At 66.6% G+C, this 20,779-nt stretch carries 15 protein-coding genes and 1 pseudogene; 12 read left to right on the forward strand and 4 right to left on the reverse strand.

The features are described 5' to 3' along the window. Positions 1 to 8 precede the first annotated feature (8 nt). Positions 9 to 1,619: a chaperonin GroEL gene (gene groL, locus QRM95_RS17150; protein WP_018760377.1), complete on the forward strand. Its 1,611-nt coding sequence runs from the start codon at positions 9 to 11 to the stop codon at positions 1,617 to 1,619. Positions 1,620 to 1,694: 75 nt separating this feature from the next. Here the strand turns inward: groL and QRM95_RS17155 are convergent, their stop codons facing one another. Further along, entirely contained in the window at positions 1,695 to 2,297 is a 603-nt protein-coding gene (locus QRM95_RS17155; RefSeq protein ID WP_285248685.1) for a dihydrofolate reductase family protein, read from the reverse strand. A 68-nt stretch (positions 2,298 to 2,365) separates the two neighbouring features. Between QRM95_RS17155 and QRM95_RS17160 the strand changes: the two genes are divergently transcribed. Then, positions 2,366 to 3,889: an ATP-dependent DNA ligase gene (locus tag QRM95_RS17160; protein ID WP_285248686.1), complete on the forward strand. Its 1,524-nt coding sequence runs from the start codon at positions 2,366 to 2,368 to the stop codon at positions 3,887 to 3,889. A gap of 37 nt (positions 3,890 to 3,926) precedes the next feature. On the opposite strand, the gene QRM95_RS17165 is transcribed toward QRM95_RS17160, so the two are convergent. After that, on the reverse strand, positions 3,927 to 4,850 hold the full coding sequence (locus tag QRM95_RS17165) for a DUF389 domain-containing protein (RefSeq protein ID WP_285248687.1): 924 nt from the start codon (positions 4,848 to 4,850) through the stop codon (positions 3,927 to 3,929). 128 nt (positions 4,851 to 4,978) lie between these two features. On the opposite strand from QRM95_RS17165, the gene QRM95_RS17170 reads away from it, so the two are divergent. The 4 genes and pseudogenes from QRM95_RS17170 to QRM95_RS17185 all read left to right on the forward strand — a co-directional run bounded on the left by QRM95_RS17170 (position 4,979) and on the right by QRM95_RS17185 (position 12,409). Next, positions 4,979 to 7,093 (forward strand): acyltransferase family protein, encoded by a 2,115-nt coding sequence (locus tag QRM95_RS17170; RefSeq protein ID WP_285248688.1) that lies wholly within the window; start codon positions 4,979 to 4,981, stop codon positions 7,091 to 7,093. Positions 7,094 to 7,295: 202 nt separating this feature from the next. Next, entirely contained in the window at positions 7,296 to 8,807 is a 1,512-nt protein-coding gene (gene guaB / locus QRM95_RS17175; RefSeq protein ID WP_285248689.1) for an IMP dehydrogenase, read from the forward strand. Between the two features lie 106 nt (positions 8,808 to 8,913). Then, positions 8,914 to 10,539 (forward strand): HNH endonuclease signature motif containing protein, encoded by a 1,626-nt coding sequence (locus tag QRM95_RS17180; RefSeq protein WP_285248690.1) that lies wholly within the window; start codon positions 8,914 to 8,916, stop codon positions 10,537 to 10,539. 9 nt (positions 10,540 to 10,548) lie between these two features. Continuing rightward, a pseudogene (locus QRM95_RS17185) lies at positions 10,549 to 12,409 on the forward strand (ABC transporter ATP-binding protein). Here the strand turns inward: QRM95_RS17185 and QRM95_RS17190 are convergent. Both QRM95_RS17190 and QRM95_RS17195 read right to left on the reverse strand, forming a co-directional pair. Next, positions 12,406 to 13,011 carry a hypothetical protein gene (locus QRM95_RS17190; protein ID WP_285248691.1) on the reverse strand — a complete coding sequence of 202 codons (606 nt, stop codon included), beginning with the start codon at positions 13,009 to 13,011 and terminating at the stop codon, positions 12,406 to 12,408. The pseudogene QRM95_RS17185 and the gene QRM95_RS17190 overlap by 4 nt on opposite strands. 21 nt (positions 13,012 to 13,032) lie before the next feature. Beyond that, positions 13,033 to 13,680 (reverse strand): hypothetical protein, encoded by a 648-nt coding sequence (locus tag QRM95_RS17195; RefSeq protein WP_285248692.1) that lies wholly within the window; start codon positions 13,678 to 13,680, stop codon positions 13,033 to 13,035. Between the two features lie 374 nt (positions 13,681 to 14,054). Here QRM95_RS17195 and QRM95_RS17200 point away from each other — a divergent pair, with 374 nt between their 5' ends. The 6 genes from QRM95_RS17200 to guaA all read left to right on the forward strand — a co-directional run bounded on the left by QRM95_RS17200 (position 14,055) and on the right by guaA (position 20,683). Next, positions 14,055 to 15,191, forward strand: coding sequence for a GuaB3 family IMP dehydrogenase-related protein (locus tag QRM95_RS17200; RefSeq protein ID WP_285248693.1), 1,137 nt, complete (start codon positions 14,055 to 14,057; stop codon positions 15,189 to 15,191). A 101-nt stretch (positions 15,192 to 15,292) separates the two neighbouring features. Then, positions 15,293 to 17,032, forward strand: a complete 1,740-nt coding sequence (locus QRM95_RS17205) for a glycerol-3-phosphate dehydrogenase/oxidase (RefSeq protein WP_285248694.1) — start codon at positions 15,293 to 15,295, stop codon at positions 17,030 to 17,032. 40 nt (positions 17,033 to 17,072) lie between these two features. Beyond that, positions 17,073 to 17,561 (forward strand): PTS sugar transporter subunit IIA, encoded by a 489-nt coding sequence (locus QRM95_RS17210; protein ID WP_285248695.1) that lies wholly within the window; start codon positions 17,073 to 17,075, stop codon positions 17,559 to 17,561. 76 nt (positions 17,562 to 17,637) lie between these two features. Beyond that, complete coding sequence (locus QRM95_RS17215; protein WP_285248696.1) at positions 17,638 to 18,501, forward strand: SURF1 family protein; 864 nt, start codon at positions 17,638 to 17,640, stop codon at positions 18,499 to 18,501. Further along, on the forward strand, positions 18,498 to 19,007 hold the full coding sequence (locus QRM95_RS17220; RefSeq protein WP_285248697.1) for a DUF3817 domain-containing protein: 510 nt from the start codon (positions 18,498 to 18,500) through the stop codon (positions 19,005 to 19,007). Before QRM95_RS17215 ends, QRM95_RS17220 begins: the two co-directional genes overlap by 4 nt. Positions 19,008 to 19,093: 86 nt before the next feature. Next, positions 19,094 to 20,683: a glutamine-hydrolyzing GMP synthase gene (gene guaA / locus QRM95_RS17225; RefSeq protein WP_026264280.1), complete on the forward strand. Its 1,590-nt coding sequence runs from the start codon at positions 19,094 to 19,096 to the stop codon at positions 20,681 to 20,683. Positions 20,684 to 20,779 lie beyond the last annotated feature (96 nt).

Consider the following 20,779-nt stretch of genomic DNA (forward strand, 5'->3'; position numbering starts at 1 on the left):
ACAAAACCATGGCAAAGCAGCTTGCGTTTGACGACGCTGCGCGCCGGGCCCTCGAGGCCGGCATCGATAAGCTCGCCAACACCGTCAAGGTGACGCTCGGCCCCCGCGGCCGCAACGTCGTCCTGGACAAGAAGTGGGGCGCCCCCACCATTACGAACGACGGCGTCACCATCGCCCGCGAAGTCGAACTGGACGACCCCTACGAGAACCTTGGCGCCCAGCTGGCCAAGGAAGTCGCTACCAAGACCAACGACGTTGCCGGTGACGGCACCACCACAGCCACCGTCCTGGCACAGGCCCTGGTCAAGGAAGGCCTGCGCAACGTTGCCGCCGGTGCTGCCCCCGGCCAGATCAAGCGCGGCATCGAGGTCTCGGTTGAAGCCGTCGCCGCCCGCCTGCTGGAGAACGCACGCCCCGTCGAGGGCACCCAGGTTGCCAACGTTGCCGCCATCTCGGCGCAGAGCGACGAAATCGGCGAACTCCTCGCCGAGGCTTTCGGCAAGGTGGGCAAGGATGGCGTCATCACCATCGAAGAGTCCTCCACCACCCAGACCGAACTGGTCCTCACCGAGGGCATGCAGTTCGACAAGGGCTACCTGTCCCCGTACTTCGTCACCGACGCAGAACGCCAGGAAGCTGTCCTCGAGGATGCCCTGATCCTGATCAACCAGGGCAAGATCTCCTCCATCCAGGAATTCCTGCCGCTGCTGGAAAAGGCGCTGCAGAGCTCCAAGCCGCTGTTCATCATCGCCGAGGACGTCGACGGCGAGGCCCTGTCCACGCTGATCGTCAACCGCATCCGCGGCACCCTGAACGTCGTGGCCGTCAAGGCACCGGGCTTCGGTGACCGCCGCAAGGCCATGCTCCAGGACATCGCCACCCTCACCGGCGCACAGGTTGTGTCCCCGGAACTGGGCCTGAGCCTGGACACCGTTGGCCTGGAGGTGCTCGGCACCGCCCGCCGCATCACCGTCACCAAGGACAACACCACCATCGTCGACGGCGCAGGCTCGGCCGAAGACGTTGCGGCCCGCGTCGCGCAGCTGCGCGCCGAGCTCACCCGCACCGACTCCGACTGGGACCGTGAAAAGCTCCAGGAGCGCCTGGCCAAGCTGGCCGGCGGCATCGGCGTCATCAAGGTGGGTGCTGCCACCGAGGTTGAGCTGAAGGAAAAGAAGCACCGCATCGAGGACGCCGTATCCTCCACCCGCGCTGCCCTCGAAGAAGGCATCGTGGCCGGTGGCGGCTCGGCCCTGATCCACGCCCTGAAGGCACTGGATGAGGACCCGTCCGTCAAGGCACTCGAAGGCGACGCTGCCGCTGCCGTGGGCATCGTCCGCCGCGCCCTGGTCCAGCCGCTGCGCTGGATCGCCCAGAACGCCGGCTTCGACGGCTACGTCATCACCTCCAAGGTGGCCGACCTCGAAACCAACAACGGTTTCAACGCCAAGTCCGGCGAGTACGAGGACCTGATCGCTGCCGGTGTCATCGACCCCGTCAAGGTCACCCGTGCTGCCCTCCGCAACGCGGCCTCCATCGCCGCCCTGGTTCTCACCACCGAGACCCTGGTCGTGGAGAAGCCGGCCGAAGAAGACGAGCACGCAGGCCACAGCCACTGACCCTGCCCGTCTTCCCCTGCAGAAAACCGGTCCAGCATCTGCTGGGCCGGTTTTTTGTGCACCCGGGGCCGCGGGTCAGGTTGCGGCCATCTCCGACGTCTCAACCCCGCCCGCCCGTTCGTACACCAGCGAGACCGCCCCTTTCGGGAAGCTGCGTACCGGCTCGGCGAGGCGGTACGACGCCGGGACGGTGCCGGCGTCGAACAGGCGTTTGCCCTGGCCCAGCGTGACCGGGTACAGCCAGAGGTGCAGCCGGTCCAGCACATCAGCAGCCAGCAGCGAGCGGATCAGGACGCCGCTGCCGAACATGTGCACCTGCCCGTACTCGTCCCGGAGGCGTCGTGCAGCCCGTTCATCCGGCAGGACGGTGGTGCCGGCCCAGCCTGGGGTGGACAGGGTGCGCGAGACCACGAACTTTGGTACCCGGTTGAGCGCATCAGCAATGTCCCCTGCCTGGTGCGGCCAGTAGGCCGAAAAGATGTCGTAGGTCCGCCGGCCGAGAAGCAGGGCATCCATGCGGCCAATCTCTGCGGGGATGGCGGCGCCGGCCTCGTCGTCGGACACCGGTGCCTGCCAGCCGCCGAAGGCGAACTCTCCGTGGGTGTCTTCCTCCCGGCCGCCGGGAGCCTGGTAGACGCCGTCGAGTGTGATGAACAGGTTTGCCACGATGAATCCCATGCGTCCAGTGTGGGAGGGGCCTTGGGCGCTGTCCAGAGCAGGGAGCCGGCGCGTGGCAGGATGGTGCCATGCTGCTCCTCGAGCTCGTCAAGACCTCGGACGCCGTGGCGTCCACCCCCTCCCGCCTGGCGAAGGTCGATGCACTGGCGGACCTGCTGCGCCGGCTTGAGCCGGCTGAGATTCCGACGGCGGTGGGCTTGCTGTCGGCGAAGCCCCGGCAGGGCCGTGTTGGCGTCGGGTGGCGCAGCGTGGCGGCTTCGAAGGCCGAACCGGCCCTGGAAGCAAGCCTCACTGTGGCCGACCTCGACGCGGCCCTGGACACGCTGCTCGCCACCGCGGGGGCAGGTTCGGCGGCCAGTCGCGCCGCGACGCTCGGGAACCTGATGCGGGCTGCGACGGCGGGGGAGCAGGCTTTCATCTCCGGCGTCCTGCTCGGTGAGCTGCGCACCGGCGCCCTCGACGGCGTCCTGACCGATGCCGTGGCCCGCGCTGCGGAGAGGCCCGTCGCTGCCGTGCGGCGTGCGGCGATGCTCTCCGGGGATCTTGGCGGGACCGCCCTGCTCGCCATGACCGGGACCGCGGCCGAGCTGGAGGCGGTGGGCCTCCTCGTCGGCCGCCCCGTGCAGCCCATGCTTGCCGCCACGGCCGCCAGCCCCGGCGAAGCCTTGGAGACCACGGGGGAAGCCTCGGTGGAATACAAGCTCGACGGCGCCCGGATCCAGGTCCACCGGTCCGGCGCCGAGGTCAGCATCTACACCCGCAACCTCGCCGATGTCACGCACCGCCTCCCGGAGGTGGTCGAGCTGGTCCGCGGGCTGCCGGTGCAGGATGTGATCCTCGACGGCGAGACCCTGGCCCTCGACGAAGACGGCGGCCCGCGGCCGTTCCAGGAAACCATGGCCCGGTTCGGCGCGGATGCCGTGCGGGAAACGGTGCTGCACCCCTGGTTCTTCGACGTTCTGCACATCGACGGGCGGGACCTGCTGGACGAACCGTTGTCGGTGCGCATCGACGCGTTGGAACGGATTGCCCCGGCCCATCGGATCCCGGGCGAAATCACGGCGGACCCGGAGGTGGCTGAACGGGTGTCCCGCGACGCGTTGGCTGCGGGTCACGAGGGCGTGGTGGTGAAGGCCATCGGGTCCGCCTACGCTGCCGGACGGCGGGGATCCAACTGGGTGAAAGTGAAGCCGGTGCTCACCTACGACCTGGTGGTGCTTGCCTGTGAGTGGGGGTCGGGCCGCAGGACCGGGCTGCTGTCGAACCTGCACCTCGGCGCACTGGACCCGGACGGGGACTTCGGCGAACCAGGCGCGTACGTGATGGTGGGGAAGACCTTCAAGGGGCTCACCGATGAGCTGCTCCGCTGGCAGACGGAGAAATTCCAGGAGCTCGAGGTGCGCCGCACCGCCGGCACCGTGTGGGTTGAACCGGTCACCGTCGTCGAAATCGCCATCGACGGGGTCCAGCAGTCACCGCGCTACCCGGGCGGGATCGCCCTGAGGTTCGCCAGGGTGAAGCGCTACCGGGACGATAAATCCCCGGCCGAAGCCGACACCATCCGGACCCTGCGCGCCTTGCTGCATCCCTAGCGGACCGTATCCCGGGGGCTGCGCAGTTGCCGGGCGATCAGTGGCGGAGGCCGCTCCGTTGGCCCTGCACGCTGTGTGCCGTTGCACCGGGCCGCCGCCGGGCCACCAGCCGGTAGAAGAGAAGGACCGCGACGGCGGCCACGACAATGCCGACGAGGTTCAGCAACAGCTGCAGGGCCGAGCCGGCCGCCTTCGGATATTCACCCAGCACTAAGGCAACGGCAACGTACCCTGCGGCCGGAACCGTGGTCACCGAAATGAACACGCCGATCAGCGCCGCCGAGCGCCGGCCGATGATCGACAGCATGCCCGCGATACCCGCCAGGACGGCAACGATCAGTGAGTAAGGGCCTGGATGGTAGATGAATTCGACGGCCGAACCCGTGTCCAGGGCATCCCGCGGAAAGAGGCCCAAGGGGATGGACAGCCATGCAGTCAATGCCGCCAGCAGCATGGCAACGGGGAACCCGACACCCAGGGCAATGGCAGCACGGCGGCCAAGCTTCCACTGCCGGGTGGCCAGCGAAACGGCGAGGGCCACCAGCGGCCCGAACTCCGGACCCACCGCCATGGCACCCACAATTGCAATGGGCGAATCGGTCACGATGCCGATTCCGGCGAGCTGGGTCGCCAGCACCAGGAAGGCCAGGAAGTTCCACGTGAGTCTGGAGTCCTCGCCGGTTTGGCGCGTGACGTCGTCCCAGATCACCGCGTCCGCGCCGTCCCCGGGCGCGGCATGCTCCGCCCGGTCAGCACTGCTGGAGAGCACGAATTCCGGCGTCGTCATGGCGACGGATCCCACGTCGCGGATCTTCAGGACCTGGAGCTTCTCCAGGAGTTCCTCCACGGATTCCCTGGCGACCTGGACCTCGATGACGTCGCCCGCCGGCACCACGGACGCGCCGGGAACCACCGCCACGCCCGCCGTTCCCACCTGGTCCCGGCAAGTCTTCACCGTCACCGCGGACAATTCTCCGGGCACGCAAATCCGCAATTGGACAATCACGCCGGCTCCCTTCCACACCTCGGCCCAGCTTAGTTCGCGCCGGACCCTGGATTGGCCCTTCCAAACGCCGGTGCGTAGGCTTAATGTTTTGGCTGGCCGGCGGCGTGAGGGGTTTTGGAGTGTCGAAGACAGGAACCCGGACGGCGCCGGAGCCACCGGGACCCGCCCCAGGCCGCGACCGCAAACCGACCTTCCGGCCGGAGGTCCAGGGTTTGCGTGCACTGGCGGTCCTCATGGTTGTGGCCTATCACGTCTGGTTGGGACGCGTGTCCGGCGGGGTGGATGTCTTCCTGCTGATCTCGGCCTTCCTGCTCACGCTCTCCTTCGTCCGCAAAGCAGAGTCCGGCCAGCCCTTCCGGCTGATGGCCCACTGGCTGCACCTCTTCGAGCGCCTGCTGCCGGCCGCCGTCGTGGTGATCCTCGGGGTGCTGGCCGGCACATGGCTGATCCTGCCCCAGGGCCGATGGCCGCAGGTCCTGGACCAAGCCTGGGCCTCGCTGTTGTACAGCCAGAACTGGCTGCTGGCTGACGCCGCGGTGGACTACTACGCCCAGGACCACGCAGGAGCCAGTCCGCTGCAGCACTTCTGGTCGTTGTCCATCCAGGGGCAGGTCTTCATCCTGTGGCCGCTGATCTTCGCCGCAACCGCCGCGCTCCTGCCCGCCGTCCGCCGGATTCCCCTGCTGGGCCGCGCGGCCTACCGGGGCCTGCTGGCCGTGGTTTTTGGCGCGGTGTTCGCCGCGTCGCTGGCCTACTCGATCGACCAGACCGCCACCAACCAGGCCTACGCATACTTCGATACCGGCGCCAGGCTCTGGGAGTTTGCCCTCGGGTCGCTGCTGGCGCTGGCGTTGCCGTACCTTCGGCCCGGCCTCGCACTGAGGGTGGTCCTGGGCTGGATGGGGCTCGCCGGCATGGTCTCCTGCGGATTGCTCCTCACGGTCGACAGGTCCTTTCCGGGCTATGTGGCACTCTGGCCCACGCTGGCTGCCGCTGCCATCATCGTCGCCGGGCAGTCCGGCAGCCGCTTCGGCGTGGACAGGCTCCTGAGCAGCCGCCCGGCCGTCGCCTTGGGCGACAACTCCTACGCCCTCTACCTTTGGCACTGGCCCCTGCTGGTGCTGGCGCTGGCGGCCACGGGGGTGGAGGCGCCGAACCTCAAGCAGGGCCTCGGGATCGTTGCCGCCGCCGTCGTGCTGGCTTTCCTTACCACCCGTTTCGTTGAAAAACCGTTGCGCGACTGGCACTGGCCCAAGCTCCGGGCGTGGCGCACCGCCGTCGTCATAGTTGCCTGCGGTGCGCTGCTGGCCGGTCCCGTCGCCGTCTGGCAGACATCGCTCACCGCGGAGGAAAGCGCGACGGCGGCACAGCCCCGGGAGCTGACGCCGGGTGCGTTGGCGCTCACCCCGGAGAACGAAAACGTGCCGGCTCCCCGGGCAAGGACCATTCCCGGCCCCACTGCCCTGGACAACGACTGGGCCGGAATCGACTCGCCCTGCACAGGTTCGAACGCCACGGACGACCCCATCCTGGAAGGGTGCCGCCAGGAGCTGCCGGAAGAACCGGCCACCAAACGCATCGTGGTGCTGGGGGATTCGCACGCCCAGCAATACCTTGCCGCGCTGGCTCCGGTGGCCGCAGCACGCGGTTGGGAACTGGTGACATTGCTCATGCCGGCATGCCGGTTCGGCGCGGAATCGGAAACCCGCAACGCGGAATGCAATGCCTACAACAGGTCCAGTTCCGCCTACGTCCTGGAACATCGTCCGGATGCTGTCTTCACGGTGGCGTCGCTAACCCATGAGGACGCTCCCTTCGAAACGGAGGTGCCCGGCTACCTTGCAGGAGTCGCTCCGTTCGCCGAGGCGGGAATCGAGATCGTGGGCATCCGGGACAACCCCAGGTTCACCTTCAACATGCCCCAGTGTGCGCAACGCAACGGCGCTGCCGCACCGGCCTGCAACCCGTCACTGGCCGAGTCCCTCGTGGAGCCCTCACCGCTCGAAAACTACCGCGGCAAGGTGCCGGGCCTCCACCTGATGGACATGAGTGACTTCATCTGCGCCCGCGGCGTCTGCCCTGCCGTCGTCGGGAACGTCTACGTCTACAAGGACGACAACCACCTGACCCGGACCTACGTGGAGACCATGATCCCCATGTTCGAGCAACGCCTGCTGGCCGCAACGGGATGGAGCTGAGTGCGGTTGCTCACATTGCGGGCCCGGAATAGGGGGATCGGGCCGGAGGTTCTAATATTTAGTCAACACTTTCTGCCCACGGAACGCCGTATCCCACGGTGGTCCCGCAAGAACGTCTGCACAGGCCAGTTCCGTAATCACGGGCTGGTCATCGGCTGCAACCCCTACCCGTGACCCAGCAACCAAGGTAAGAGGCGCACTCATGACCGAGCCCGAACACAATCCCTTTGGCTTCATTGGCCTGACCTACGACGACGTCCTGCTCCTGCCGGGCCACACCGACGTCATCCCCTCCGAGGCCGATACCTCGTCGCGGATCTCCAAGCGGATCAGCGTGCAGACCCCCCTGCTGTCGGCAGCCATGGACACCGTGACGGAATCCCGGATGGCTATCGCCATGGCCCGCCAGGGTGGCTTGGGCGTGGTGCACCGCAACCTCTCCATCGCCGACCAGGCCGACCAGGTGGACCGGGTCAAGCGGAGTGAATCGGGCATGATCACCAACCCGCTGACCATCCGCCCTGAGGCCACGCTGCGGGAACTGGATGACCTCTGCGCCCACTACCGCGTGTCCGGCCTTCCCGTGGTGGACGAGGACAACCGCCTGCTGGGCATCGTTACCAACCGCGACACCCGCTTCGTGCCGGACTCCGACTTCCCGCTGCGGCTGGTCAGCGACGTCATGACCAAGATGCCCTTGGTCACCGGCCACGTTGGCATCAGCCGCGACGAAGCCTCCCACAAGCTGGCCACCAACAAGATCGAAAAGCTCCCGCTCGTGGACGAGCAGGGCCGGCTCAAGGGCCTGATCACCACCAAGGACTTCACCAAGGCCGAACAGTACCCGCTGGCCACCAAGGACGACGAAGGCCGCCTCCGCGTGGGTGCAGCCATCGGCTTCTTCGGTGACGGCTGGGAGCGCGCCATGACCCTGGTGGACGCCGGGGTGGACGCCCTGTTCGTGGACACCGCCAACGGCCACTCCCAGGGTGTGCTGGACATGATCCGCAGGCTGAAGTCCGATCCTGTTGCCGCGCACGTGGACATCATCGGCGGCCAGGCCGCCACCCGCGAGGGCGCCCAAGCACTGATCGACGCCGGCGCCGACGGCATCAAGGTGGGCGTTGGGCCCGGCTCGATCTGCACCACCCGCGTGGTGGCCGGTGTGGGTGTTCCGCAGATCACCGCCATCTACGAGTCCGCCAAGGCGGCCATCCCGGCCGGCGTTCCGCTGATCGCCGACGGCGGCCTGCAGTACTCCGGCGACATCGGCAAGGCCCTGGTGGCCGGTGCCGACACCGTCATGCTCGGCTCCCTGCTCGCCGGCTGCGACGAGTCTCCGGGCGAGCTGATCTTCGTCAACGGCAAGCAGTTCAAGTCCTACCGCGGCATGGGATCGCTCGGTGCCATGCAGTCGCGCGGCAAGAACACGTCCTACTCCAAGGACCGCTACTTCCAGGCCGACGTGTCCGGCGACGACAAACTGATCCCGGAAGGCATCGAAGGCCGCGTGGCGTACCGGGGCCCGCTGTCCTCGGTGGCCTACCAGCTGGTGGGCGGCCTGCGCCAGACCATGTTCTACACCGGCGCGCCGACCATCCCCGAGCTGAAGGCCCGCGGCAAGTTCGTTCGCATCACCTCCGCCGGGCTCAAGGAATCGCACCCGCACGATATCCAGATGACGGTGGAAGCACCGAACTACGGCTCGCGGTAGGCACACGAGCCAACAAAGGAGGCAGGGTTTCGGCCCTGCCTCCTTCTGTTTTCCGCCGCAGGCCTCGTCGTCCTTGAATGTCAGTGCCTCGTTGGATCATTTGGTTATGGGAATCGGTTCTGATTTGGCGGTGGTGATGGAGGGTGTTTCCGCCTCTGTTGCTGCGCTGTGCGGGCTGGTTCTGGAGGATGCTTCGCTTTGTTCAGACGCCGATGTTGGTGCTGACGTGGACGTGTTGCAGCGGCGGTATGGGCTGCGCCTGGAACGGCTGGAGCTGGTGGCCAGGTTGGAGGCCCAGCTCGCGGCGGTAAAAGCCCAAGACGTGGCGGATACCGTTGACATCCAGCACGCTCTGCTTCCGCCGGACGCCCCGGTGGATGAGCGCACCTATGCGGAGATGTCCGTGGTGGAGGAGATCGCCGGGATCCTCACCATCAGCTCCGCCGCCGCCGGGGCGTTGGTGGAGCAGTCCCGGCGGGTCTGTTCACTGCCACCAGTGTTTGAGGCCCTGGCTGCGGGTGGGGTGTCCTGGCAGCACGCCCGGATCGTCGCCGACGAAACCGAAGGACTGACCCCTGCAGGGGCCGCCGGCCTGGTGGCGCATTTCTTTGACCCCGACGCGCCCAACCCGGCCCGGGGCGCCGCACCCGGTGACCTTGTCCCGTCCCGGTTCCGGGCGAAGGTCCGGGCCTGGCGGGAACGCTACCACCCCGAAACGCTTGAGAAGCGCCACGCCAAGGGGGTGGCGGACCGGCGGATGGACTACGCCCCGGACCGCGACGGCATGGCCTGGCTCTCGTTCTACCTGCCCGGGGACACCGCATGCGCGATCTGGAACCGCAGCACCGCCACCGCCCGCGGCCTCCAAAACCCCGACGAGCCCCGCACCCTCACCCAGCTCCGCGCCGACGTCGCCGCGTCCCTGCTCCTCGGCGCCGGAAACACGACCATCGCGGATGAAGCTGCCAGGGGTACCGGTGCCATCGGCAAGATCCCCACACCCCGGGCCGACGTCCTGGTCACGGTCCCGGTGTTCTCCCTGCTCGGCCTCACCGAGGAACCCGCGGTACTGGACGGGTTCGGGCCGATCCCGGCATCCATGGCGAGGGGACTCGTCGCCGGCGGGGCGGAATCGTTCTACCGGGTCCTGGTCGACCCCCGCGACGGGGCGCCCCTGGAAATCGGCCGCACCCGCTACCGGCTCCCCGAGACCCTCAAGAAATGGATCCGGCTACGGGACGGCAAATGCACCTTCCCCGGCTGCACCAACCACACCCCCGACAACGACACCGACCACCTCACCCCCTGGCACCACGGCGGCACCACCGACGCTCGAAACCTGGCCCAACTCTGCCCGAGGCACCACCGCCTCAAACACGCCCGGCCCTGGACCCCCGACCCGGCCACCCGGAATGAACCACCCGGCTGGACCTCACCCACCGGCAGACACTACACACCCGAACAACACGACCCCCAACCAACCCACTGGCCACCAGGAACCCTGCCGGCCGGAACAATGCCCGTCCAATTCCAGGGTGAACCGGCAGGCATTGAACACATCCCGCCATGGGAACCAGACGACGCCAACCTCATAGACCTCAACGACCTCCCGGAAGGGGACCCCGTCCGGGACGAATTCTTCGCAAGACCGTTCGTGCTGTCGGTCCAGGTCCTGTCTGCCGTCCCTCAGCGGAACGTTCGTCCTGACCGATTAGACCGGTGCCGGCACTAGGCTGATTCCATGTCCCAACCGCGCCATCCGGCGGAACTCACCCCAAAACGCGACCCGCAAAAACGGCTTGCCATCAGGCCTTACGCCCGCGCCGTAGCCCAGGTCCTCAGGGTCAGTTTCCGGGCGTCCCCAGGGGCGGTGATCATGAAGGTGCTCGGCTCGCTGATTTCAGCCGTCCTTCCCCTGGTCACCACTTACTTTGCGTCCCGGACCACCACGGCGTTGGCTGCTGCATATGCGGGTGACGCCGGAGCCGGGCGCCTGGCGATCATCTACGTCGTGGTCACCGCGGCGCTGGGCCTCTTTTGGGGCGCCTTCAGCAGCGTTGACCGCTATATCCAGCAGTTGATGAGCTTCAAGGTGGGCGCCATCGTGGGCGACCAAATGTACGAGCGCTTCCTTGCGCTGGAATTCTGGCGCTACGACGACAAGGAAACGGTAGACCTCTATGACCGTGCCAAGCGGTTCTCGGACTCGTACGCCCGCGTCCTGGACCGGATCGCCGCGATCTTCACGCAGCTGGTCTCGGTCATCCTGGCCATCGGTGCCCTGCTGCTGGTGAGCTGGTGGATCGCCGTTATCGTGCTTGTGGCCATCGTTCCGAGCGTGTACCTGCAGTTCAAGCTCTCCAGGGAGCAGATTGCGCACTGGAACACCCAGGTGGACTCACGCCGCCAGCGCCGAATGATCGAAACCAACCTGCTCCGCCCGCAGCACATCGCAGAGATGCGGCTCTACGGTATCGTCCGCTTCCTCATGGACCTCCGCTCGCGCCTCCGCGACGCGGACGAACGGCGCCGGCTCGATTACCAGCGGCGCTACATCCCCAGGCAACTGGCCGCGGACGCCCTGCAGTACGGCGCCGAGGTGGTCTCGCTGATCTGGGTGGTGGGCCAAGTTATCGCCCGGGCCCAGCCCGTGGGCCAATTCCTCTACGTCCAGCAGATCGTCAGCCGCGCTTTGTCCACCGCCAACAACCTGGTCTCCTCCCTAAGTTCCATTGACGAAGACCTGGCCAACCTGACGGACTACGAGACCTTCATGGGGATGCCCGTTCACGCGGAACACGCACCGCCCCTCTTGGAGGCTCCGCAGGAAGTCGAACTGAAGGACATCCGCTTCACCTACACGGGCAGCGATATCGAGGTGATTCGGGGGGGTCAGCCTCACCATCAGGCGCGGCCAGCACATCGCCATCGTGGGGGAGAACGGCGCCGGAAAGTCGACTCTGATCCGCATCCTCGCCGGCCTCTACCGCCCGGACTCCGGACAGGTGCTGCTCGACGGCGTGGACCTCGCCGCCGTCGACGTCACCTCCTGGCACCGGCACCTTGCAGTCCTCAGCCAGGAGTTCCTGAAGTACGAGTTCGCAACGGCCGCGGAGAACATCTATTTCGGCGACGTCGACAGCCGGCGCGACGACGGCCGCATCCGGCGGGCGGCAGCAGACGCCGAAGCTTTGGAGTTCATCAACAAGCTGCCCAACGGCCTGGACAACCACGTCAGCAACTGGATGGAGGACCCGCGCGGCCGTAAGGGGAGCGGCCTCTCCGGCGGCCAGTGGCAACGGCTGGCCATGGCCAGGAACTTCTACCGGGATGCCTCGTTCATGGTGATGGACGAACCGACGTCCGCCATCGACGCCCTTGCCGAGCACAGGATTTTCACCCGCCTTTTCGCCGACCGCGATAGCACCATCATTGCCATCAGCCACCGGCTGGCCACCATCGAAAAGGCCGACGTCGTCTACATGCTGGAAGACGGCAGGATCGTCGAGCAGGGCACGCACAAAGAACTGGTGGCCCTCCGCGGCAGGTACTTCAGGATGTTCGAATCCCAGTTGACTGTCGATGAACCAACCGGAACCTAGGACTGCACCACGGTGGTGCGGACCCGTGCCACACTCGGCCGGGGCGGGACGCTGCTGAACCCGAACGTCACGGCGGGCCGGATGGGAGCCAGCGTCCCGGCGTCGGAGCCTTCCCAGCTGACGACGGCGGAGGTGACGTGGTGCAGGTCAGTCACCCCGTAGTACTCCGTCCTGCCGCTGCCCGCCGTGCCGTAGGTGCGGGCACCCGGGGCCGCCAAAGCGGCAAGCGGACTGACGGCCGAAAGCCAGCGCGGATCCACCGCAAGGCGCCGCGGCACGGCCCGCAAAGCTGAACCCAGGAAAGTCCTCGCGCCGGTGACGGCCCGGATTGCCAAGGGGCCGGCGTCGACCCGTACTGTCCGATCACCCAGCACGGCGGAGACCTCAACCAAACGCACCTCATCGAACGTGTAGGTGGCCGCAATGAACTCTGCCACATCAGGCCGGGGTGCCAACAGCAGCCGGTGCCCCGAGGGTTGCTGCACCATGACATCGGCGAACGAACCGAAGGGGGAGTCCTGCCAGATGCCCACCACGGCGCGGAGCCCGGATGCAGTGCCAATACCTGAAATATGACCGTCGAAGATCCAGCGCTTATCCATCACAATCCTGCTGACCGGTTGTCAGAGCGGTCCGTAGGCGGCATTGCCATGAGGATCGCGCCAGAGGGCCAAGTCTTCGTCAACTGCCCGGCGTAGCTCGGGGTTGGAATGCACCCGTTCCCGGAACGACTGCCGGGCGCGGCCCATGACTGTTGACGGGACCGCGATGCATGCGACCAGGAGAAACAGGATGAGTACGAAGGCTCCCACGAGTGTTGTTGCCGCACCATTGCCTTTGGCCGTGGCTGAGGGCAGATAGAGGACCATGATCGCGCCCAGCGCTACTGCCAGTACGGACACCATGGCGACGCCACCACGGGCGGATCCGGGGCCACGGCTGATCACTGCCCTGTCGGTGGCGGGCAGCGCGGCCCGGGCGCGCTTCCATCCAAAGAGGCCCGAAAGCATCAGGACGGCTCCCAGCGGGACCAGTACGAGCGCTGCGGCAGGGTTCCCCGACGTGACGGCAAAAAACATGCCCGCGAGAGCCAGGACGGGACCGCCGGCGATTGCGCTGCTCCAGCCGGCGGCCCGGGTACCTTGGCCGTCAGCCAGTTGGCGCAGCCGGGACGGAGCGTTTGGCGGGCTGATCCGAGCCAGTTCCGGAGACAGCCAGTGGTCGAGGGAGTGGACGGGCGCATCTGCGGGAAAGGGATTGTGATGTGTCATGCCGGAAGCAAGCCCAGTCCCTGGCGCAGCTGCTCCTCCAGGCTCAGCGCCGCCGGTGCAGGCTGAGCGTCGTCACCGTTAACGATTACTACGCCGGCCGCACCTTTACGGCCCTGCTCTTGCCGGTCAGCCTGCGGGAGGGATGTCCTTGAATCATCTGGCAGGGACTGCGAGGTCTGCTTCATCATCGGCTGCCAGCGCCGTCAAGACCAGTGGCCATGGTTGGTTCTCCTCGGAAGATGGGCACGGGGAGCGTTCACCGAATCCCCCTGCCCAAGGCTACGCGGTAGTCCGGCAGTTCCTCCATGGGCAGCGCTGCCCCTTTGCATGCAGTCCGGACCCGGCCACCGGAGCTGCTGGGATAACCTAGAGCAGTGACTTATGAGATCGAGATCGGCCGTGGCAAGCGTGGGCGTCGTGCCTACTCCCTGGATGACATAGCAATCGTCCCCAACCGTCGTACCCGCGACCCCAAGGACGTCTCGGTCTCGTGGCAGATCGACGCCTACCAGTTCAGCATGCCCGTGATCGCCGCCCCGATGGACTCGGCCATGTCCCCGCAGACCGCCATCGCCCTCGGCAAGCTCGGCGGCCTGGGCGTCCTCGACCTGGAAGGCCTGTGGACCCGGTACGAGGATCCGCAGTCCGTGCTGGACGAGATCGCTGCCCTTCAGGACGAGGTCAACAGCCCCGCCGTGACGGGCCGGATGCAGGAGCTGTACCTTGCGCCCATCCAGCCGGAACTCATCACGTCCCGCCTCGCCGAGATCCGCGAGGCCGGCGTCACCGTGGCCGGATCGCTCACCCCTCAGCGCACCCAGGAGCACTACAAGACCGTCGTCGCCGCCGGCGTCGACATCTTCGTCATCCGTGGGACCACCGTGTCCGCCGAACATGTCTCCAAGAACCATGAACCGCTGAACCTGAAGCAGTTCATCTACGAACTCGACGTCCCCGTCATCGTGGGCGGGGCGGCCGGCTACACCCCGGCGTTGCACCTGATGCGGACCGGCGCGGCCGGTGTGCTGGTCGGCTTCGGCGGCGGCGCCACCACCACCACGCGGCGCGCCTTGGGCATCCACTCGCCCATGGCGTCAGCCATTTCCGACGTCGCGGCCGCCCGCCGTGACTACATGGACGAGTCCGGCGGCCGGTACGTGCACGTCATCGCCGACGGCGGCATGGGCACCTCGGGTGACATCGTCAAGGCCATTGCCATGGGCGCCGACGCCGTCATGCTGGGCAGCGCCCTGGCGAGGGCAGAGGAGGCGCCGGGCAAGGGCTGGCACTGGGGCCAGGAAGCCCACCACACGGAGCTCCCGCGCGGGGACCGCGCCAACGTGGGCACCGTGGGACCCCTGGAGGAAGTCCTCTTCGGACCCGGCCACCACACCAACGGCACCTCCAACCTCATTGGGGCGCTGCGCCGCTCCATGGCGACCACCGGCTACTCGGACCTGAAGGAATTCCAGCGGGTCGACGTCGTGGTCTCGCCCTACGCGGGGAACTGACCCGATTGGGCGGGGCGGCAGTCACCGCCGCCCTGCCCAAAGCGCGCTCCCAACAAGTAGTGTGGGTTTACTACCGGCACTAGCGGCACTGGAGGCGTTCAATGAAGAGTGTTCCTGCAAACGGCGGAGTTCTCGGCCCGGAAGCCAGGGAAGCATCCATAGCGAGGTTGCGCGCCACCGCGGAACCTGGCCAGGAACTGGACATCCTGATCGTGGGCGGCGGCATCGTCGGCGCTGGAGCCGCTCTGGACGCCGTGACCCGCGGCCTGAGCGTCGGCATCGTCGAGGCAAGCGACTGGGCCGCCGGGACGTCGTCGCGGTCCTCGAAACTCATCCACGGCGGCCTGCGCTACCTGGAAATGCTTGACTTCGCCTTGGTCAAGGAGGCCCTCCAGGAACGCGGACTGCTGCTTTCTGAAATCGCCCCGCACCTGGCCCGGCCGGTGCCCTTCCTCTATCCGCTGACCAAGCCGTTCATCGAACGGCCCTACGTCGGCGCCGGCATTGCGCTGTACGACGTCATGTCGATCTCCAGCGGGCACAGCCGCGGCGTGCCGTTCCACAAGCACCTGAGCAGGCGTGGAACCCTCCGAGCCGCCCCCAGCCTGAAGGATGACGCCTTCGTGGGCTCCATCCGCTACTACGACGGCCAGGTGGACGACGCGAAGTATGTGGCCAACCTCATCCGTACCGCCGCCTACTACGGAGCCCACGCCGTCAACCAGATGGCCGTGGTGGATTTCCTGCGCGAAGGGGAGCGGGTGGTGGGAGCGAAAGTGTCCAACCGCGAGGACGGCACAGAGTTCAAGGTCCGCGCCAGGCAGGTCATCAACGCCACCGGCGTATGGACGGATGAAACCCAGGCCATGGTCACCGACCGGGGCCAGCTCAAGGTCCGCGCCTCCAAGGGCATCCACCTGGTGGTTCCGCGGGACCGGTTCCAGTCAACCGTGGGGCTGATCCTTCGCACGGAGAAGTCTGTCCTGTTCGTGATCCCCTGGGGGCGGCACTGGATCATCGGCACGACCGATACCGACTGGCACCTGGACAAGGCCCACCCGGCCGCGTCCAGCAAGGACATCGACTACATCCTCGAACACGTCAACAAGGTCCTGAAACGGCCATTGACCAGGGAGGACGTTGAAGGGGTCTATGCCGGACTGCGGCCGCTGCTCGCCGGTGAAAACGACTCCACGGCCAAGCTCTCCCGCGAACACGTGGTGGCGCACCCGGTCCCGGGCCTGGTGGTGGTGGCCGGCGGAAAGTGGACCACGTACCGGGTCATGGCCAAGGACGCCGTCGACGAGGCCACCCGCACCATGGACGAAAGGGTTCCGCCCAGCTGCACCGAAACCATCCCGCTTCTCGGTGCCAGCGGCTTCCGGGCCGCCTGGAACCGGAGGAACCGCACCGCAGAGGAATCCGGCGTGCACGTGGCCCGGATTGAGCACCTCCTCAACCGGTACGGATCAATGACGCCCGAGGTCCTGGCCATCATCGAGCAGGACAAGGAGCTGGCCGAACCCATCCCCGGGGCCGATGACTACCTGCAGGCCGAAGCCGTTTACGCCGCCACCCATGAAGGTGCCCGCCACGTGCAGGACGTCCTGACCCGCCGCACGCGGATTTCGATCGAGGCGTGGGACCGGGGCGTGTCTGCTGCCCCCGTTGTCGCTAAACTGATGGGTGACGTTCTTGGCTGGAGTGACGCGCAGCGCGAAAACGAAGTCCGCCACTACATTGCCAGGGTGGAGGCCGAGCGCCTCAGCCAGCAACAGCCGGACGACGAATCCGCGGACGCTGCCCGCCTGGGCGTGGAAGACATCGTGCCCTTGCGCTGAGGGGCCGCTCGCCCCGCACTGCTGACTGAAGGGATACGCCTTGGCGGAACCACTTGACCCGTATGACGCCGAACTCACCACCCCCGAGATGGTGATCCTGGAACTGGAGGCGACGGACAAAACCGACGCCACCAACCAGCTGGCGGCACGGCTCCATGCCGCCGGGCGGATTTCCGACCTTGACGGATTCCTCAAGAACGTCAACGCCCGGGAGCACCAGCTGGCGACCGGCCTGCCGGGCGGGGTTGGGTTGCCGCACGCCCGCAGCGAGTTTGTCTCCCGGACGTCGATCGCCGTCGGAATCACCAAGTATGGCCACGCCCTGGATTTCGGCGCCACGGACGGCCCGGCCACCGTCATCCTGCTGATCGCCACGCCCGCCAGTTCGTTCTCGGACCACCTGGAAGTGCTGGCCACCCTGGCCCGGTCGCTCTCCAAGGAATCCTTCCGCGAATCCCTGCGGCGGGCCTACGACGCAGAAGTCATCGCCGAGCTCATCAATTCCAGCCTGGTGTTCTTCGACCACTAAGCGGCCCGGTCCCTGCTCCGCAACCGAGCGCACAGGCGTTTAGTTGTTCTACAGAAGTACGAAGTACGGTTAAGACGTGTGGAAAACAGCCCTCAAACCCCGATGGATCGCAGGCTTCATCTTCGCGATCGCGCTTTCCGGGGTGTTTGTGCTGCTCAGCCAGTGGCAGTTCGGCCGGTCCACACAGCCCGAAGCGCCGGTTAACCCCGCTACCGAGCAGGTCCAGGCACTCACCAGCACCCTCCAGCCCGGCGAATTCTTCCACGGCAGCGTCTCAGACCAGATGGTCACCGCCCAGGGAACCTACAGTCCCGACAAACAGGTACTGGTCCCCGGCAGGCTCCATGATGGAAGGACCGGCTATTGGGTGGTTTCCGCCTTCGCCGTCAACGGCGCTCCCACCCTGAAAGGTGCGGCAGCATCCGCGCAAACCTGGATTCCGGTGGCGCGCGGCTGGGTGGCGGATCCTGCCGACGCGTCGGCCCCGCCATCGGGCCAAGTGGAACTGACGGGGCGCTTGATTCCTTCTGAAGCGCCGGTTCCCGGGAAGGCCCCCAAAACGGGGGAGGCCTCGGCGGTGTCTGTTGCCGAACTCATCAACTACTGGGGCGTCAGCAGCTACCCGGGATTCGTCTCTGCCACCGCGGAAGTGGTGGGCGGCAAGGATGTCAGCGCCGCGTCCGTGCCTGGCAGCCTGCTTCCGCTGAACATCGGCCCCCAGCCGCCGTCGCAGCAGATCAACTGGCTGAACCTGTTCTACTCCATCGAATGGGTGGTTTTTGCCGGCTTCGCCCTCTTCATCTGGTGGCGGCTGGTCAAGGACGACTACCACCGGGACCTTGAAGAGGCCCTCGATGAAGCCGAGGAATCCGATGAACCGGAACAGCACCAGAACGAACAGCAGCACCCTGATCAGCACCAGCAGAAGGTACAGCCATGATTGATCCGAAACCGGCCACCCCCTCGTCCCAAGCCTCCGGCGCCAAAGCGTCCGGCAAGAAGCGCCGCTTCGGCGGCACCGAAGCGCAGATCCGGTCGGCCCTGAAGTTCTACAAGGTCATGGCCTACCTGACCGGCACCATGCTGCTCCTGCTGTGCGCGGAACTGGTGGCCCGGTACGGCTTCGGGCAGTACCTGTTCGCCGGCGGCACCAGCGCACTCACCGGCCAGCCCTTCGGTTTTGGCTTCGCCGACGCCGAACCGCCGGCGGTGCTGAACGGTGTGAACGTCTCCGTCACCGTCCTGATCGTCCACGGCTGGATGTACGTGGTGTACCTGATCTCCAACTTCCGGCTCTGGTCCCTCATGCGCTGGCCGTTCCTGAAGCTGGTCCTGCTGGCCCTCGGCGGCGTAGTGCCGTTCCTGTCCTTCATCATCGAAAAGAAGTTCCACGCCGAGGTTGAGGCCGAGCTCGCCGCCAACCCGCAGGCGCCCCAGCGCTACTGAGCGTTTCCGCCTTCAAGGACGTCTGCTCCGTCACAGGGAAGCCTCTCAAGGTGCGTCGGTGCAACGGCGCAAAGTAGGCTATTACGGTGACTACTCCCACTGCATCCCAGACTTCCCAGAAGCCGGTGCTGGTTGTTGATTACGGTGCCCAGTACGCGCAGCTCATTGCCCGCCGCGTCCGGGAAGCGAATGTGTATTCGGAAGTGGTTCCGCATACCTACACCACCGAGCAGCTACTGGCCAAGAACCCCGCCGCGATCATCCTCTCCGGCGGCCCCTCCAGCGTCTATGCCGACGGCGCCCCGAGCGTCGGTGCCGACCTCTTCGAAGCGGGCGTCCCCGTCTTCGGCATCTGCTACGGCTTCCAGGCCATGGCCAACGCACTGGGCGGCAAGGTGGACAAGACCGGGCTGCGGGAGTACGGATCCACCGAAACCACCATCCTGGGTGACGGGCGCTCCGTGCTCGAAGGCATGCCGCAGCACCAGAAGACCTGGATGAGCCACGGCGACTCCGTCCACGAGGCGCCCGAAGGCTTCGATGTCCTGGCCACCACCGCCGGCGCGGAAGTCGCGGCCTTCGCCAATGAAGAGAAGTGCCTGTACGGCGTGCAATGGCACCCCGAGGTCAAGCACTCCGCCTACGGCCAGCAGGTCCTGGAGAACTTCCTCTTCAAGGGCGCCAAGCTGGAACCCAACTGGACGACCGGCAACATCCTCGAGGAGCAGGTGGAGCGCATCCGCCAGCAGGTGGGAGACGCCCGGGTCATTTGCGGACTCTCCGGCGGTGTCGATTCTGCCGTGGCCGCCGCCTTGGTGCAGCGGGCAGTGGGCGACCAGCTCACCTGTGTTTTCGTTGACCACGGACTGCTGCGCGAAGGCGAGGCAGAGCAGGTTGAGCGTGACTTTGTCGCCGCTACCGGCGTGAAGCTGTACGTCGCCAACGAACAAGAGCGCTTCCTTTCGGCACTGGCAGGTGTCAGCGATCCGGAAACCAAACGCAAGATCATCGGCCGTGAATTCATCCGCGCTTTCGAAGAAGCGGAACTGGCCATCATCGCCGATGCTGCTGCCCACGGCGAGAAGATCAAATTCCTGGTCCAGGGCACCCTGTACCCGGACGTCGTCGAATCCGGCGGCGGCGAAGGTGCTGCCAACATCAAGAGCCATCACAACGTGGGCGGCCTCCCGGAGGACCTGCAGTTCGAGCTCGTTGAACCGCTGCGTGCCCTGTTCAAGGACGAGGTCCGGGCCGTGGGTGCACAGCTCGGCCTGCCGCAGGAAATCGTCGGCCGCCAGCCCTTCCCCGGCCCCGGCCTGGGTATCCGGATCGTCGGCGATATCACCAAGGAACGGCTGGACCTGCTCCGCAAGGCGGATGCCATCGCACGTGCCGAACTGACCGCCGCCGGCCTGGACGACGAAGTCTGGCAGATGCCCGTTGTGCTGCTCGCCGACGTCCGCAGCGTGGGCGTCATGGGCGACGGACGCACCTACGGCCACCCGATCGTGCTCCGTCCGGTGTCCTCCGAGGATGCCATGACCGCCGACTGGTCGCGCCTGCCCTACGATCTCCTGGCCCGGATCTCCAACCGGATCACCAACGAGGTGGACGGCGTCAACCGGGTGGTGCTTGACGTCACCAGCAAGCCGCCGGGAACCATCGAATGGGAATAGTCCCCTGAGAGGCCGGCCTCCGCCAGCGGAGGCCGGCCTCTGTTTTTCCCGGGAGAATCCCCGCAATTTCCTGTGCTCCAGTGTTGCGGTCGCCAA

This window comes from Pseudarthrobacter sp. efr-133-R2A-89, assembly GCF_030209315.1.
In the GTDB taxonomy this organism is placed as follows: domain Bacteria; phylum Actinomycetota; class Actinomycetes; order Actinomycetales; family Micrococcaceae; genus Arthrobacter.

Coding starts and splice junctions, on each gene's coding strand:
- groL (WP_018760377.1), top strand. CDS start 9: ATGGCAAAGCAGCTTGCGTTTGACGACGCTGCGCGCCGGGCCCTCGAG.
- QRM95_RS17155 (WP_285248685.1), bottom strand. CDS start 2,297: ATGGGATTCATCGTGGCAAACCTGTTCATCACACTCGACGGCGTCTAC.
- QRM95_RS17160 (WP_285248686.1), top strand. CDS start 2,366: ATGCTGCTCCTCGAGCTCGTCAAGACCTCGGACGCCGTGGCGTCCACC.
- QRM95_RS17170 (WP_285248688.1), top strand. CDS start 4,979: ATGTTTTGGCTGGCCGGCGGCGTGAGGGGTTTTGGAGTGTCGAAGACA.
- guaB (WP_285248689.1), top strand. CDS start 7,296: ATGACCGAGCCCGAACACAATCCCTTTGGCTTCATTGGCCTGACCTAC.
- QRM95_RS17180 (WP_285248690.1), top strand. CDS start 8,914: ATGGGAATCGGTTCTGATTTGGCGGTGGTGATGGAGGGTGTTTCCGCC.
- QRM95_RS17190 (WP_285248691.1), bottom strand. CDS start 13,011: ATGGATAAGCGCTGGATCTTCGACGGTCATATTTCAGGTATTGGCACT.
- QRM95_RS17195 (WP_285248692.1), bottom strand. CDS start 13,680: ATGACACATCACAATCCCTTTCCCGCAGATGCGCCCGTCCACTCCCTC.
- QRM95_RS17205 (WP_285248694.1), top strand. CDS start 15,293: ATGAAGAGTGTTCCTGCAAACGGCGGAGTTCTCGGCCCGGAAGCCAGG.
- QRM95_RS17220 (WP_285248697.1), top strand. CDS start 18,498: ATGATTGATCCGAAACCGGCCACCCCCTCGTCCCAAGCCTCCGGCGCC.